This window comes from Nocardia sp. NPDC052001, from assembly GCF_040680615.1.
GTDB lineage: Bacteria > Actinomycetota > Actinomycetes > Mycobacteriales > Mycobacteriaceae > Nocardia.
The window spans coordinates 50,693-65,573 of the sequence record NZ_JBFAXC010000016.1 but is presented as its reverse complement, the minus strand read 5'-3'; the positions used below and the strand labels follow the sequence as shown (position 1 = coordinate 65,573).

Annotated in this window: 13 protein-coding genes; 7 read left to right on the top strand and 6 right to left on the bottom strand. The window is 66.7% G+C overall.

Going from position 1 to position 14,881, the window contains the following annotated elements; all coding sequences use genetic code 11:
- Positions 1-58: 58 nt before the first annotated feature.
- Together AB0L82_RS39870 and AB0L82_RS39865 are read right to left on the bottom strand one after the other, a co-directional pair.
- Positions 59-535, bottom strand: coding sequence for a DUF1772 domain-containing protein (locus tag AB0L82_RS39870; protein WP_364649328.1), 477 nt, complete (start codon positions 533-535; stop codon positions 59-61).
- A gap of 114 nt (positions 536-649) precedes the next feature.
- Positions 650-1,795 carry a lipase family protein gene (locus AB0L82_RS39865; protein WP_364649325.1) on the bottom strand — a complete coding sequence of 382 codons (1,146 nt, stop codon included), beginning with the start codon at positions 1,793-1,795 and terminating at the stop codon, positions 650-652.
- A gap of 461 nt (positions 1,796-2,256) precedes the next feature.
- Here AB0L82_RS39865 and aceA point away from each other — a divergent pair, with 461 nt between their 5' ends.
- The 5 genes from aceA (at position 2,257) to AB0L82_RS39840 (ending at position 7,813) form a co-directional block, all read left to right on the top strand.
- Positions 2,257-3,546: an isocitrate lyase gene (gene aceA / locus AB0L82_RS39860; RefSeq protein ID WP_364649322.1), complete on the top strand. Its 1,290-nt coding sequence runs from the start codon at positions 2,257-2,259 to the stop codon at positions 3,544-3,546.
- A gap of 352 nt (positions 3,547-3,898) precedes the next feature.
- A complete protein-coding gene (locus AB0L82_RS39855; protein ID WP_364649319.1) occupies positions 3,899-4,768 on the top strand; it encodes a 3-hydroxybutyryl-CoA dehydrogenase in 870 nt (289 codons plus the stop codon).
- 185 nt (positions 4,769-4,953) lie between these two features.
- Positions 4,954-7,272: a 5-methyltetrahydropteroyltriglutamate--homocysteine S-methyltransferase gene (gene metE / locus AB0L82_RS39850; RefSeq protein ID WP_364649316.1), complete on the top strand. Its 2,319-nt coding sequence runs from the start codon at positions 4,954-4,956 to the stop codon at positions 7,270-7,272.
- 132 nt (positions 7,273-7,404) lie between these two features.
- On the top strand, positions 7,405-7,527 hold the full coding sequence (locus AB0L82_RS39845) for a hypothetical protein (RefSeq protein ID WP_364649313.1): 123 nt from the start codon (positions 7,405-7,407) through the stop codon (positions 7,525-7,527).
- A gap of 88 nt (positions 7,528-7,615) precedes the next feature.
- Entirely contained in the window at positions 7,616-7,813 is a 198-nt protein-coding gene (locus tag AB0L82_RS39840; RefSeq protein ID WP_364649310.1) for an antitoxin, read from the top strand.
- A gap of 182 nt (positions 7,814-7,995) precedes the next feature.
- Here AB0L82_RS39840 and AB0L82_RS39835 read toward each other — a convergent pair whose 3' ends face one another.
- The 4 genes from AB0L82_RS39835 to AB0L82_RS39820 all read right to left on the bottom strand — a co-directional run bounded on the left by AB0L82_RS39835 (position 7,996) and on the right by AB0L82_RS39820 (position 12,919).
- Positions 7,996-8,247: a hypothetical protein gene (locus AB0L82_RS39835; protein WP_364649307.1), complete on the bottom strand. Its 252-nt coding sequence runs from the start codon at positions 8,245-8,247 to the stop codon at positions 7,996-7,998.
- A 142-nt stretch (positions 8,248-8,389) separates the two neighbouring features.
- Positions 8,390-10,465 (bottom strand): serine/threonine-protein kinase, encoded by a 2,076-nt coding sequence (locus AB0L82_RS39830; protein ID WP_364649304.1) that lies wholly within the window; start codon positions 10,463-10,465, stop codon positions 8,390-8,392.
- A gap of 117 nt (positions 10,466-10,582) precedes the next feature.
- Positions 10,583-11,815, bottom strand: a complete 1,233-nt coding sequence (locus AB0L82_RS39825; RefSeq protein WP_364649301.1) for an AI-2E family transporter — start codon at positions 11,813-11,815, stop codon at positions 10,583-10,585.
- A 51-nt stretch (positions 11,816-11,866) separates the two neighbouring features.
- Positions 11,867-12,919 carry an NAD(P)-dependent alcohol dehydrogenase gene (locus AB0L82_RS39820; RefSeq protein ID WP_364649298.1) on the bottom strand — a complete coding sequence of 351 codons (1,053 nt, stop codon included), beginning with the start codon at positions 12,917-12,919 and terminating at the stop codon, positions 11,867-11,869.
- Between AB0L82_RS39820 and AB0L82_RS39815 the strand changes: the two genes are divergently transcribed.
- Together AB0L82_RS39815 and AB0L82_RS39810 are read left to right on the top strand one after the other, a co-directional pair.
- Positions 12,918-13,718: a ZIP family metal transporter gene (locus tag AB0L82_RS39815; RefSeq protein WP_364649295.1), complete on the top strand. Its 801-nt coding sequence runs from the start codon at positions 12,918-12,920 to the stop codon at positions 13,716-13,718. The two genes, AB0L82_RS39820 and AB0L82_RS39815, sit on opposite strands and share 2 nt — an antisense overlap.
- 58 nt (positions 13,719-13,776) lie before the next feature.
- Entirely contained in the window at positions 13,777-14,880 is a 1,104-nt protein-coding gene (locus AB0L82_RS39810) for a trypsin-like peptidase domain-containing protein (RefSeq protein ID WP_364649292.1), read from the top strand.
- Position 14,881 lies beyond the last annotated feature (1 nt).

Genomic DNA, 14,881 nt, shown 5'->3' with positions numbered 1-14,881 from the left:
TGCGGCTGGGCCGGGACCTGGCGGTACGAGCCGATCGGGGCGGAGCGATCTCGTGCGATCAGATCAGCGCGATCGCGATGCCCAGTCCGGCCAGCGCAATGCCCTGGAGCGCGACGCGGTAGGGGAGGATGCTGTCCCAGCGATCCTGCAGCGCACGGGCATTCGCGGGAATGACGCCGGACTGCGCGGCCGCCTTCTGCACGTTGTTCACCGGCTTGGCGACCACGACGTAGAAACCGAGCCAGGTCACCAGTGCCAGTACCGCGACGCCCGCCGCGACTGCCGCGCCGATGGAACCGGCGAGCACCGCGAACACGGTGGCGAGCACGGCCGTGATGACGCCGCCCGCGCCGAAGGGCGGCATCCGCTTGTCGCCGTAGAAGTGGCCCCATCCGGCGGAGATCGTCACGGCCGCATCGTCGAGGTGCTTGTTGACCGAGCGGAGGATGACGGCGGCGGAGATATCGGTGCCGTACACCGCGCCATTGGCGAGGATGGCGGCGATGGCGAGGATCTGGGCGGTGGTGGTGAGCATGGCTGGTGTCTCTTCCGGTCGAAATCTAGCATCGCTAGGAACTGGAGCAACCATAACAGTAGCTCGGCTATGTTGTCTAGCGTTGCTAGATTTCAGTCCGGAAACCGGCGTTGATCAGGCAAAGAGATTGCGCACGAACGGAACCGAATCCGGCAGCGAGGCATTCACGGTGCCATCGTGATTGGTCGGATAGGTGTGCAGCGTGACCGGCTGCCCGCCCGCCCGCAAGCGCGCCGCGAACGCCAGCGTCGCCGGGGTGATGACATCGGTGTCCAGCAGGCCCTGGCCCAGGAAAAGCGGTTTGTCATAACCGGATTCGGGCAGTCCCATCACCCGCGTGAGCACACCGGGCAGATCCGGGATCTGCGACAGCGGACGCGAGAACAGATCCCCGACGACCACATTGCCTGCGGTCAACTCCTCGCCGAGCGCCTCCAGGCAGGAGGTGTTCGCGTGATCGAGCCAGTACCGGCCCGAATCGGTCAGGTACGACTCGATATTCAGCTCCGGATACGTGGTGCGCAGGCCGTTCAGGATGTACAGCACATATCCGGTGCTATGCGGCGGCAGCTTGGCCGGCGGCACGCCCGGGCCCAGCGGGAGCAGAATGTCCTCGATATAGGCCGGTACGCCGGTGCCGACCGCACCCCGGTAATCGAGTCCGGGTCCGCCGAATTCGGTCGCGTAGCGCGCGGTGAAGACCGCCGCACCGCCGCCCTGGGACTGGCCGACCACCGCCCACTTATGCGACAGCGAGGAATAGTGGCTGGTCGCGGCCTTGACCGCGTCCACGACGTTATGCGCCTCGACCGTGCCGTTGAGGTACGGATGATCGCCCGGGGTGCCCAATCCGGCGTAGTCGGCGGCCACGATCGCGTAGCCCTGCTTCAACCAGGTGCCCAGGTAGGCCCAATCCCGTTCGCGCGCACCCGGACCGGCGATGGAGTACGCGCACTCGTCGCCGAGGCCGATGGTGCCGTGCGCCCAGGCGATCACCGGCCAGCCCCCGGCGGGCGCGTCGCCGGGCGGGAAGTAAACCGCGGCACTCGTGGTTGTGGGTCGGTCGCCGACGGTGGTGCTGCCGTAGAGAATGCGTTCCGCGCGGGCCGAGCCGGGCAGTACGGCGGCCGGTGCGAGCGGTTCCACCGAACTCACCGCGCCGATCTCGGTGGCAGGCGCTGCCATCGCGCTCGGCACGCTGACCAGCGCCGCGATCGAAGTGGCGGCCAGGGCCGTTGTGCACAGCCATCGTTTCCGCATCGAAGCTCTCCTTAGGTTCTCTGACGTCGCACCTGCGCTGGACGCGTGTCCAGATTAGGGCCTTTGGGGTACCCCGGGTGGTGTGCCCCACAGCCATCAAGATCACAATCGATTGTGAAGGTCCTCACAGCTCGCCGTCCATCGGCGCGTCGCGTGCCGGTGGCCGTCGTCACCCAAACAGTACGGGCGTTATGCAAAACTGCACGTCAGAGCTACCCGCAAGTAGATTCCCCGGCTGCAATTAACAAGCAAATTTCGCAGCATTAGCAAAAGCAGGGCCAAAGCTAGCCGGGATTCACACTTGCAACAGGTAGACGGACATTTTTTCCTGTGCCATCGTGTGGAAGTACACCTCGCGGGCATAGCAAGCCTGCAAATTGCCGCTCCAGCAGTGTCCGAATCATCGCGAGAGGGTTCGACCGGCGGGGCAACCGAGACCGAACGAAGAAGTGGAGTCAGAGATGTCGACTGTCGGCACCCCGAAGACCGCTGCGGAGATCCAGAACGACTGGGACACCAACCCCCGTTGGAAGGGCATCACCCGTAGCTACACCGCCGAGCAGGTTGTGAAGCTGCAGGGCACCGTTGTCGAGGAGCACACCCTCGCCCGCCGTGGTGCCGAGATCCTCTGGGATCTGGTCAACAACGAGGACTACATCAACTCCCTGGGCGCCCTCACCGGCAACCAGGCCGTGCAGCAGGTGCGCGCCGGCCTCAAGGCCATCTACCTGTCCGGTTGGCAGGTCGCCGGTGACGCGAACCTGTCCGGCCACACCTACCCGGACCAGTCGCTGTACCCGGCGAACTCGGTTCCGTCCGTGGTGCGTCGCATCAACAACGCGCTGCTGCGCGCCGACGAGATCGCCAAGGTCGAGGGTGACACCTCGGTCGCCAACTGGCTGGCCCCGATCGTCGCCGACGCCGAGGCCGGCTTCGGTGGCGCGCTGAACGCCTACGAGCTGCAGAAGGCCATGATCGCGGCCGGCGCCGCGGGCGTGCACTGGGAAGACCAGCTCGCCTCGGAGAAGAAGTGCGGCCACCTCGGTGGCAAGGTGCTGATCCCCACCCAGCAGCACATCCGCACCCTGACCTCGGCTCGCCTCGCGGCCGACGTCGCCGGTGTCCCGTCGGTCATCATCGCGCGCACCGACGCCGAGGCCGCCACCCTGATCACCTCCGATGTGGACGAGCGCGACCGCGAGTTCCTCGATGGCACCCGTACCGCCGAGGGCTTCTTCGGCGTGAAGAACGGCATCGAGCCCTGCATCGCGCGTGCCAAGGCCTACGCCCCGTACTCCGACCTCATCTGGATGGAGACCGGCGTGCCGGACCTCGAGGTCGCGCGCAAGTTCGCCGAGGCCGTCCGCAGCGAGTTCCCGGACCAGCTGCTGGCCTACAACTGCTCGCCTTCGTTCAACTGGAAGGCGCACCTGGACGACGCGACCATCGCGAAGTTCCAGCGTGAGCTCGGCGCGATGGGCTTCAAGTTCCAGTTCATCACCCTGGCCGGCTTCCACTCGCTGAACTACGGCATGTTCGACCTGGCCTACGGCTACGCCCGCGAGGGCATGACCGCCTTCGTCGACCTGCAGGAGCGCGAGTTCAAGGCCGCTTCCGAGCGTGGCTTCACCGCCGTCAAGCACCAGCGTGAGGTCGGCGCCGGCTACTTCGACACCATCGCCACCACCGTGGACCCGAACACCAGCACCGCTGCGCTGAAGGGCTCCACCGAAGAGGGCCAGTTCCACTGAGCAACACCGCCACTCCGCGCCTTTAGCGCACAACTGGGATCCGTTCCCAGTTCTGCACGCGTGGTGCGGTAGGGCGCGGGAACTATTTCGGGGGTACCCCCGGAGTTACCCCCACCTTTCGAGATCAGTTGTCGCGTTGCGCGACAACCGGTTTCGAGGCAACTCCCGGGGCGGCAGTCGCATCACACCGCCCGCCGCCCCGGGGTCCTGGCCCTTCCCGTCGACAGCCCCGGCGGGGAGGGCGTTGTCATATAGCTTTGATCGAAAGACCTTACGAAGGCGCAGGGTCACAAGTAAGTCCGACGCCTTCACCCATAAAGCCACGACGGCTAACCAACAGCAGGAGCGGGACGTGAGCAGCGAGAAAATTCAGCGCGTTGGAATCATCGGCGCCGGACAGATGGGCGCGGGTATCGCCGAGGTTTGCGCTCGGGCACACGTCGATGTGCTCGTGTTCGAACAGACCCGTGAACTCGCCGCCGCCGGTCGCGCCCGCATCCTGCGGTCGCTGGACCGTGCCGTCTCCAGCGGCAAGATCTCCGAGCGTGAGCGGGAGCAGACCGCCTGGCGGCTGCGCTTCACCTCCGATCTCGCCGATTTCGCAGATCGTCAGCTGGTCGTCGAGGCCGTGCTGGAGAACGAAGATGTGAAGACCGCCATCTTCGCCGAGCTCGACAAGGTCGTCACCGACCCGAACGCCGTGCTCGCGTCCAACACCTCCTCCATTCCGATCATGAAGATCGCCGTCGCCACCAACAACCCCGAGCGGGTCGTCGGCATGCACTTCTTCAACCCGGTGCCGGTGCTGCCGCTGGTCGAGCTGGTCACCACGCTCAAGACCACCGAGGCCGTCTCGCAGCGCGCCGAGCAGTTCGCCTCCGATGTGCTCGGCAAGCAGGTCGTGCGCTCCGCCGACCGCTCCGGTTTCGTCGTCAACGCGCTGCTGGTGCCGTACCTGCTCTCGTCCATCCGCATGGTCGAATCCGGTTTCGCCACCAAGGAAGACGTCGACAAGGCCATGGTGCTCGGCTGTGCCCACCCGATGGGCCCGCTGGCGCTGACCGACCTGGTCGGCCTCGACACCGTGAAGTCCATCGCCGACTCCATGTACGCCGAATTCAAGGAGCCGCTGTACTCCGCTCCTCCGCTGCTGATGCGCATGGTCGAAGCGGGCCTGCTGGGTAAGAAGTCCGGCGCGGGCTTCTATCAGTACAACCGCTGACGACTGGCACGCGGGTACGAGTCTTTCGTCCCCGCGTGGGGCATAAGCTGCAATAAAGGGCTGGTGTCACCGGCCAGCCCACTCGGGGTGGACTCGAGTCCATTCCAAATCAGGGCGCAAACTGTGCGGCGCTCACCTTCGGTGGTGGGCGCCGCACAGGTGACTTAAGGAGGAGTGGCGCGCTCATGGCCAACGTCACCGATGGCTTCGGATCAAGCATTCTGGGCTATCCCCGCATCGGACCGCACCGCGAACTCAAGCGTGCTCTCGAGTCTTATTGGCATGGAACGCTTTCTCGGGAAGAGCTGGTCGAGGTGGGTCGCGAGATCCAGGAATCCCAGTTCCTCGAGCTGGCTGCCACCGGGTTGACGCAGGTCCCCGGCAACACCTTCTCTTATTACGACCACGTGCTCGACAACGCGCTGCTCTTCGGCGCGGTCCCCAAGCGGTTCGAGCCGTATCGCGAGGGGCTGGATCCGCTCGATTTCTATTTCCTGATGGCGCGCGGCAATCCGGATGTGCCGCCGCTGGAATTGGTGCGGTTCTTCAATACGCCGTATCACTACCGGCAGCCCGAACTCGACACCGATACCGAATTCTCCTTGCACCCCGAGGCTTTGCTCGACGAATTCGATCGGGCCAAGGCGCGCGGCATCGAATTGCGGCCGGTCGTGCTCGGCCCGCTGTCGCTGCTGTTGCTGTCGAAGACCGGACACGTTCCGGGCGAGACCGAATTCGACAAACTGGTGCTGCTGGACAAGCTGCTACCCGTGTACGAGGAGCTGTTCGAGCTGCTCGCCAAGCGCGGCGCCACCTGTGTGCAGCTGGACGAGCCCTGCTTCACCAGTGACCGCTCGCCGTCCACCATCGAGGTGTTCGAGCAGGCGTACAACCGGCTCTCCAAGGCCTCGCTGCGGCCGCGACTGCTCGTCACCGGACAGTACGGCGATTTCGGTGAGGCCCTGGAAGCGTTGGCGCGCACCAAGGTCGAGGCCATCGGACTCGATCTGGCGAACTTCCGCATCCGGCCCGAGGATCTGGCCAAGATTCCCGGCATCGGCCGCAAGCGGCTGTACGCGGGCGTCATCAGCGGCACCAATGTGTGGCGCGCGGACCGCGTGGTCGCGCTGGAATACCTGAACGAGCTCGCCAAGGTGTGCCCGGACATGGTCGTCTCCACCGGTGCGACGCTGCTGCACGTGCCGTACGACCTGCTCGTGGAATACGATCTGGAAGAGCATGTCGCCGACCGCCTCGCCTTCGCGAAACAGAAGGTGCTGGAAGTGGTTTCGCTTGCCAAGGCGCTCACCGAGGGGCCTTCGGAGAAGTGGCGCAAGCGGCCCACCTCGGTGCATTTCAAGCAGAAACACGCTGTGCGGCAACGGGTGTACAACGTGACGCCGGAGATGCGCGAACGTGCGCCGTATGCCGAACGCCGGGTCGCGCAGCAGGCCAAGCTGAATCTGCCGCTGGTGCCCGCCACCACGCTCGGCTCGTTCCCGCAGACCAATGCCGGACGGCAGGCGCGCTACGAACTCGGTCAGGGACGGCTGTCCTACGACGACTACCGCAAGCGCATCGAAGCCGAGATCGAAGGCACCATCCGGTTGCAGGAGGACATCGGCCTCGACGTCTTCGTGCACGGTGAGCACGAACGCAATGACATGATCCAGTTCTTCGCCGAACAACTGGACGGCTTCGCCACTACCCACTTCGGCTGGGTGCAGGTGTACGGATCGCGTTGTGTGCGACCGCCGGTGCTGTACGGCGATGTGTCCCGGCCCGCGGCCATGTCGGTCGAATGGACCACCTACGCGCAATCGCTCACCGAGAAGCCGGTCAAGGGCATGGTCACCGGACCGGTCACCATGCTGGCGCGCTCCTTCGTGCGCCAGGACCAGCCGCTGTTCGAGACCGCCGACCAGGTGGCGCTTGCCATTCGGGACGAAGTGGTGGATCTGGAGCGCGCCGGTATCGCCATCATCCAGGTGGACGAACCGTCCATTCGCGAACTGCTGCCGCTGCGGGTCAAGGGGCGGGCCGAATACCTGCGCTGGGCCGTCGGCGCGTTCAAGCTCGCCACCTCGGGCGTGCTGCCGGAAACCCAGATCCACACGCATATCGGCTATTCCAGTCGCGGTGACGTGGTGCAGGCCATCGAGGAACTCGATGCCGACGTGACGGCCATTGTCGCCACCCGCTCCATCGAATGGGTGCTCAAGGCGCTGGAGGAAGACAATGCCGAGGGCCGCGGGCTCACCCACGGCGTCGGACCCGGTGTGTACGAAAGCCGTTCGGCGCGTATCCCGGATATCGACGAACTGGATGAGGCCCTCACCGCCGCGGCCGCGGCCGTGACACCGCAGCGGCTGTGGGCCAATCCGGACGGCGGGCTCAAGACCCGGCACCACTGGCAGCTCGATCCGTCACTGCGCAATATGGTCGCGGCCGCCCGCCGCGTCCGGCGGCGCGCGCTGGCGGCGGAAGCCGAAGCGGCGAAGTAACTTCCGCACGCGACACGACAGCGCGGCGGCACCGGATGCGTTTCCGTGCCGCCGCGCTGTTTCGTATTCACGATCCCGTCACGATGAAGGAATTAGCCTGCGGGCACACTTCTTTCGAGACAGGAGGCGGATATGGATCCGACGGGTAAAGGGGATCAGCCGGACCCGGCCGAGAACACCAAGAGCTTCAATGAATCCGCGCAGAACAAGAGCGATCAGGTGGACCCGGATCAGCCCTGGAAGAGCGGGAACTAGTCGCCAACCACACACCCGTCGTTCCACCGTCCCGGTCGGCGCGGCCGATAGCCTGTGGCCGAGGTTGATTCGAGATAGGAGTACGACGGTGGGTCTGTTCGACAATCTGAAGGACGCGGCGGGCAAGGCGGCCGAACTGGCGAGCGAGCACGCGGACAAGCTCGACCCGCTGGTCGACAAGGTCGGCGACGTGGTCGACGAGCGCACCGAGGGCAAGTACGCCCAGCACATCGACAAGGTGCAGGACGCCGCCAAGAAAGCCCTGCACGAGCAGGTTCAGAAGTAGTTTCGGCCGGTCCCGCGCGCCGGTGCGCGGGACCTCCGGCCGGGCAGTAACGGATAGCGCTCGGCGCTGAGCTGCCCGCGGCCGCACTGCCGTCGGTAATCCGCTACCGCCGCTGTGTATTCGGCGACAATGGCGTCGATGCCATGACGCGGGATATCGCTGTCATCGCGGTGGGCGGATCGTCACCAGCCGTTGTGGCTGTCGTGGCCGCTGTTGTGGTCGCGCTGGTAGCGGTCGCGGTAGTGGCCCCAGCAGTAGTTCCAGTCGAAGCCGCGGCTGTCGCGATCGCAGTACCAGTGGTAGTCGTCGCGGTCGTAGTTGGTTGCGGCGGTGCCGGTTCCGGCGGGCACAGCGGACGCGATGCCCGCGCCGAACGGGAGAATGAACAGGGTGGCCGCCAGGGCGGTGGTGATGCGCTTCGCGGTGGTGGTCATGTGATCGGCTCCTCTTGCCTGGTTCCGGGAGGTGTTCCCGATGCATGCAATGGTGCTGGTCAGCGGCCGAATACTCTGTCGCCGCATGGACACTGGAAGTGTGTCCGCGCCGACACTTCCGGGCGGGCCCGCGCGCATCGTGTCAGCGGTGATCGGCGACCTTCCACAACCGCACGGTGTTGTCGGCACTGCCCGTGGCCAGCAGTGCGCCGTCGGGGCTGAACGCCACCGAATGCACCGCGTCAGCGTGCCCACCCAGCGGATTGCCGACCGGGGCGCGAGTCTTGCTGTCCCACAGTCGAACCGTGCCGTCCCGGCTGCTACTGGCCATAAGGGTGCCGTCCGGGCTGAAAGCCACCGCCAGCACCGGTTCGGCATGACCGCTCAGCGGATCACCCGCCGCGGCGCGAGTGTCGGTGTCCCACAAGCGAATCGAGGCATCGTCACCGGCGGTGGCGAGCAGCGTCCCGCCGGGATGGAAGGCCACCGCCCGCACCGCCCCCCGATGCCCCGACAGCGCCGCACCGGAGGCGACGCCGGTGCCGCCGCGCCACAGCCGGGCCGTGCCGTCCTGACTGCCGGTGGCGATCAGCGTGCCCTTGGGGTGGAAGGCCACCGCGCGAACCGGACCGGTGTGCCCGGTCATCGTGGTACCGGCGGGCTGGCGGGTCTGCACCGTCCAGAGCTGTGCGGTGTTGTCGTCGCTACAGGTCGCCATGAGACTGCCGTCCGGGTGAAAGGCTATGCCGCGCACCGCGTTCGTATGCGCGGTCAGCGGCCCGCCGATCGGCTGGCGAGTATGCGCGTCCCACAATCGCGCGGTGCGGTCATCGCCACCGGTGGCCAGGAGGCTGCCGTCCGGGCTGAATGCCACCGCGCGAATCGAATTACTGTGTCCGGTAAGCGAATTGCCGCTCTCGGCACCGGTGTGCACATCGATCAGCCGGGTCGTATTGTCCTTGCCGCCCACCGCCAGCAGGGTGCTGTCCGGACTGAACGCGATCGTCATCACCTGCGTCGGCAGCGTGAGTTCACCTGGTACATCCGGTGCTTGCGCCGGGGCGTCAGTCGGTGCGGAATTCTGGCTGTCGCCGGTCAGTGCGATCCCGGCCGCGGCGGCGGCCGCTCCGCCTGCGACCACCGCTCCGCCGAACAACGCCCACCGCCGGGTGAATCGGCGCGGCTGCGCGGATATCGCGGACGACCGGTGCGCGGGCCCACCGGTTGCGGACGGGATCGATTCGCGCGGACCCGTTCCCCCGTATCCCGCGGGCGGGGACAGGGCGGTTTCCGCATCCTCGCCCTGCCAGATCAGCGGCGGTTCGGTGCGGGCGCGGCGCCCGGAATCGGTCGGAAAGTACTGTCCCGCAACGGTTGAGCCGGATCGGTCGACAGCTTCGCGGGCCGCCGCGGCGAAGGCGGCGCAATCGGGGAAGCGATCCTCCGGACGTTTGGCGAGCACGGTGGCCAGCACCTCGTCCAGGCCGTGCGGCAATTCCGGGCGGTACTGGGTGGCACGCGGCGGCGGAGCGTGCAGGTGGGCCGCGACCACGGCCGCGTCATCGGCGCGGGGGTACGGCGGTTCGCCGGTGAGGAGTTTGAACAGGGTGCAGCCCAAGGAGTACTGGTCGGCGCGGTGATCGGTCGGGCCGCCCGCGAAACGCTCGGGTGCGGCGTACGCGAGGGTGGCGCTCACCCGGGAATTGGTTTCGGCGTCCTCGATACTGCGGGCGATCCCGAAATCGGTGACCACGGTGCGCTCGATACCACCGATACCGCGCTCCACCAACAGATTCGCCGGTTTGATATCGCGATGCAGGATCCGATGCCGGTGTGCGTGATCGAGCGCGCGGCCCGCATCGCCGATCATCCGCACCGCCCATTCGGCGGATACCCGGCCGCCTTCGCGGGCGAGCATGGCGGCGGCGTCACCGCCGTCGATGTATTTCATGGAGATCCACAGCATGGGATCACCCAGCGAATTGCGGTCGTAGATGGGCACGATATTCGGGTGATCGAGGGTGGTGATGAGCGCTGCCTCGCGCTCGAATCGCGCTCGCGCCCGGTAATCCTGGGCGAAGGTGTCGTTGAGGACTTTGAGCGCGACGGACCGTTCCAGCCGGGGATGGCGCGCCAGATACACCACGCCCATACCGCCCGCGCCCAATTGCCGTTCGATGGTGTAGCCAGCGAAAACCGCGCCCGCCTGCAATCGCATTCGGCTCCCACCCTCCGCGCCGTGCTAGCCGTCCAGCGACAGTATGCCGTGGCGGCGGGCCGGGTCACCCGAGTTTGCCCGCCCTCCCGGTGGTTACGGGCGCGGCGCTCCTCGGGTTCATTCGGACGGGGGAGTGGTGCTCTTATCGCGCCGGAAGCGCTCGGCGAGCGGTTTGCGCTCGCGCGGTGCGGGTTCGGTCCCGGTCGGGGACTCGACTTCGTAGCGGCGGATGTACGCGCCGATGAACGCCTGCGCGGACGCGGTGACCGGGATGGCCAGCAGGGCGCCGGTCGCGCCGAACAGGGCCGCGCCCGCGAGCACCGCGCCGAACGCCACGGCCGGATGCATATCCAGGGTGGTCGCCGTAATGCGCGGTTGCAGCACGTAATTCTCGAACTGCTGGTAGATCACGATGAAGCCGAGAATCCAGAGCGCGGTGCGCGGACTGTGCGACAGCGCGACCAGCACCGGCAGCGCCCCGGCCAGATAGGTGCCGACGGTCGGAATGAATTGGGAGACAACGCCCACCCAGAGCGCGAGCGCGATGGCGGAGGGGATATCGAGTATCCGCATGGCCACGAAATGCGCGATCGTGGAGCAGAGTGCCAGCAGCGCACGGGAATACAGGTAGCCGCCGGTCTTCTCCACCGCGATATCCCAGGCGCGCAACACATGTCGCTGCCGCTTGGGCGGCAGCACCGAGCACACGGCATTGCGGAAACGCGGTCCGTCGGCGGCGAAATAGTAGGTGAACAGCAGTACGCCCAGCGCCTGGAACAGCACGCCGATGGCGGTGGTGCCGATACCCCACACATCACCGGCCAGCCCGACCAGCCATGACTCCAGCCTGGAACTCAATTGTGAGGCGCGCTCGGTGATATCGGTGCCCGAGAGCTCGGTGTGGAAGGTGCGGTTGATCCAGGCGACCAGATCCTCGGCATTATGCGGTGCGTTCTTCACCAGCGCGGTGACCTGATCGATCACCAGATCGCCCATGGCCCAGGTGAATCCGACAACCGCCGCCAGCACGACCAGGAATACCGCACCGGTCGCCGGACCGCGCCGCCAGCCGCGCGCGGCCAGCTTGTTCACCGCCGGTTCGATGGCGAACGCCAGGAACAGCGACACCACCAGCACGGTCAACAGCCCCTGCAACTTCTGCAACGACCAGAAGGTGACGACGATCCCGGCCACCGTGGCCGCCGCCAGCAGGTACGCGCGCGGCAGCCACGGCGGAATCGCCACCGTCAGCCGCAACGGCGTGTCATCGTCCCCGCTCGCATCGATCCGCGCGGGTGTGTCGTTCTTCTCGGCCGCCTCGCCGGGCGCGCCGTCACTCTCATCGGGCACACCGCAAACGTAGCGGCGTGGCCGCTTTCCCGGTGGGAGCGGCGTGTTGTGCTACATGGTGGCGGCGTCGATGACGAAGCGGTAGCGGACGTCGCTGGCGACGACGCGGTCGTAGGCCTCGTCGATGCGGTCGGCGGAGATGACCTCGATTTCCGCGCCGATACCGTGTTCGGCGCAGAAGTTCAGCATCTCCTGGGTTTGGGCGATGCCGCCGATCATGGAACCCGCCAGCGAGCGCCGGTAACCCGCGATGGTGAAAGGCTTTACGCTGAGCGGGTTTTCGGGCAGGCCGAGGATCACCAGGGTGCCGTCCAGGGCCAGCAGTTTCATGTAGTCGTCGATGGGCAGATCCGCCGACACCGTATTGAGGATCAGGTCGAAGCGCCCGCGCAGCCCGCGGAAGGTCTGCCGATCGCTGGTCGCGTAGTAGTGGTGCGCGCCGAAACGCTCACCGTCGGCCTGCTTGCTCAGCGAATGACTCAGCACGGTGACCTCCGCGCCCATGGCGGCGGCGATCTTCACGCCCACATGCCCGAGCCCGCCCATACCGATGATGGCGACCCGCTTACCCGGCCCCGCGTTCCAGTGCCGCAGCGGTGAGAACAGCGTGACGCCCGCGCACAGCAGCGGCGCGGCCTCGTCCAGGCCGATGCCCTCCGGAATGCCGACCACGAAACCCTCGGTCACCACGATCTGCGTCGAGTAACCGCCCATGGTGTACCCGCCGGCCTGATCCTGCGCCGGGACCGGGGTGTTGTAGGTCATGGTCGCGCCCGGCTGACAGTACTGCTCCTCACCGGCCACGCACGGATCGCAGACGCCGCACGAATTCACCATGCAGCCCACGCCGACCCGATCGCCGACCTTGTGCCGGGTGACCTCGGAACCGACCGCGGCGACCAGGCCCGCAATCTCGTGTCCCGGTACGCAGGGGTAGCGGGTGCCGCCCCATTCATCGCGGGCGGTGTGGATATCGGAGTGGCAGATACCCGCGAACTTCACATCGATCAGCACATCTCGGGGTCCGAGTTCACGGCGTTCGATGGCGAGCTTCTCGAACCGGCCATCGGGCGCGGAAACGGCATAGGCGGCAGCAGTGCTCATGCGTACATGCCTACCATTCCGGCGCGGCGTGCTCACGGCGCGCCGCCGGATCGGCATGCTGAAGCCCGTGGCGATTCTGCTGGCGCTGGTGTCGATGTGCTCCACGTTCATCGGCGGACTGGTCGCGGACCGGCTCGGCGAGCGCAAACGCCTGGTCCTCGGCCTGGCGGCGGGCGTCATGCTCGGCGTGGTCGCCTTCGACCTGCTGCCCGAGGCGCTCGAACACGACACCCGCGTCGCACTCGGTGTTCCGGTGCCGCTGCTGGCCGCGGTGGTCGGCTTCTTCACCGTGCACATCGTGGAGCAGACGGTGGCGCTGCACACCGGGCACGAGGACGAATTCGGTACGCACCACCACGATTTCGCCTCGATCGGCCTGGTGGCCGCGGGCGGACTGGTGTTCCACAGCTTCCTGGACGGGCTCGGTATCGGACTCAGCTTCCAGGTCGGCGCGGCCACCGGGGCGGCCGTCGCCATCGCGGTGATCAGCCACGACTTCGCGGACGGCTTCAACACCTTCACCCTCACCACGCTGTACGGCAATGCCCGCAAACGCGGGCTGGCCATGCTCGCCGCCGATGCCATCGCACCGGTAATCGGTGCTGTCGCAGGCACTTTCCTGAAGGTGCCGGCGCAATTCGTCGGCATGTACCTCGGCTACTTCGCGGGTTTCCTGCTGTATCTGGCGACCGCGGACATCCTCCCGGAGGCGCACGCGGGCACACCGTCCAAGGCCCCGCTGCTGCTCACCCTGCTCGGACTGGGTTTCATGCTCGTCATCGCCGCACTGAGCCACTGAAAACCTGGTACACCAATAGATACAGAGTTCGCAGCCGACGCAGCAGCGGAGGATTCCGATGTACGACCACCCGCGTCGCACGAACAATGCCGGTGGCGGACGACTATTCGCGCTGTTCTGCGTGGCCGTCGTCGGAATCACCGCGTTCCTGGGCTATCACGGTGATCTGGCCCGCTGGCCCTTCCGGCAGGATCCGCCCACCGCCAGCCTGATCGGACCGCCGCTGCCGCCGCTGGACACCCAATTGGTGTCACACCTGGTGGACCCGGTACTGGTGAACATCACCGCGGCCATGCGCCCGTACGGTCTCGGCGCATCCGGTTCCGGCATCGTGCTCACCGCGAACGGTGAGGTGCTCACCAGCCATCACGTGATCAAAGGCGCTGACACCGTATCGGTTTCGGATATCGGCACCGGCGCGACCTTCCCGGCCACCGTGCTCGGCTACGACTCCTCGGCCGATATCGCGCTCATCGCGCTCACCGGTGCGGACGGCCTGCCGATCGCGCGCATCGGCAGCTCCGCCGGATTGCGGCTCGGCGACCAGCTATTGGCCATCGGCAATGCGGGCGGCACCGGATCGCCGACGTCGGTCGGCGGTGCGATCACCGGTCTGGACAGCAGCATCGTGGCACGTAACTCCGCGGATCTGTCACGAAAGTCCTTGCACGGCTTGATCGAAGTCGCGGCCGCCGTCGCCGCCGGACAATCCGGCGGAGCGCTGGTGGACCGCTACGGTGCGGTCGTCGGCGTGGTCACCGCCGCCTCCGGAGATCTACAGGCGACACTCGGTCGTGGACCCGAGGGCTATGCCGTGCCGATCGACGCCGCGATGGCCGTGGTGCGCCAAATCCGTTCCGGCACACCGACGGACACCGTGCACATCGGCCCCACCGCGACCCTCGGCATCATCACCTCGGACGCGCATCCGGCGGGCGCGCGCATCGATGTGGCCGTGTACGGGCAGCCGGCGTTCGCGGCCGGACTCGCCGAGGGGGAGGTGATCACCGCCATCGACGGCCGGATCGTCGCGAGCACCCAAACCCTCAAGGCCGCACTGAATCTGCACAAACCCGATGATGTGGTGCGCCTGGATCTCACCGCACCCGGTGGCGGGCAGCGGACCGTGAACGTGACGCTCACGGTCGGGCCGCCCAACTAGC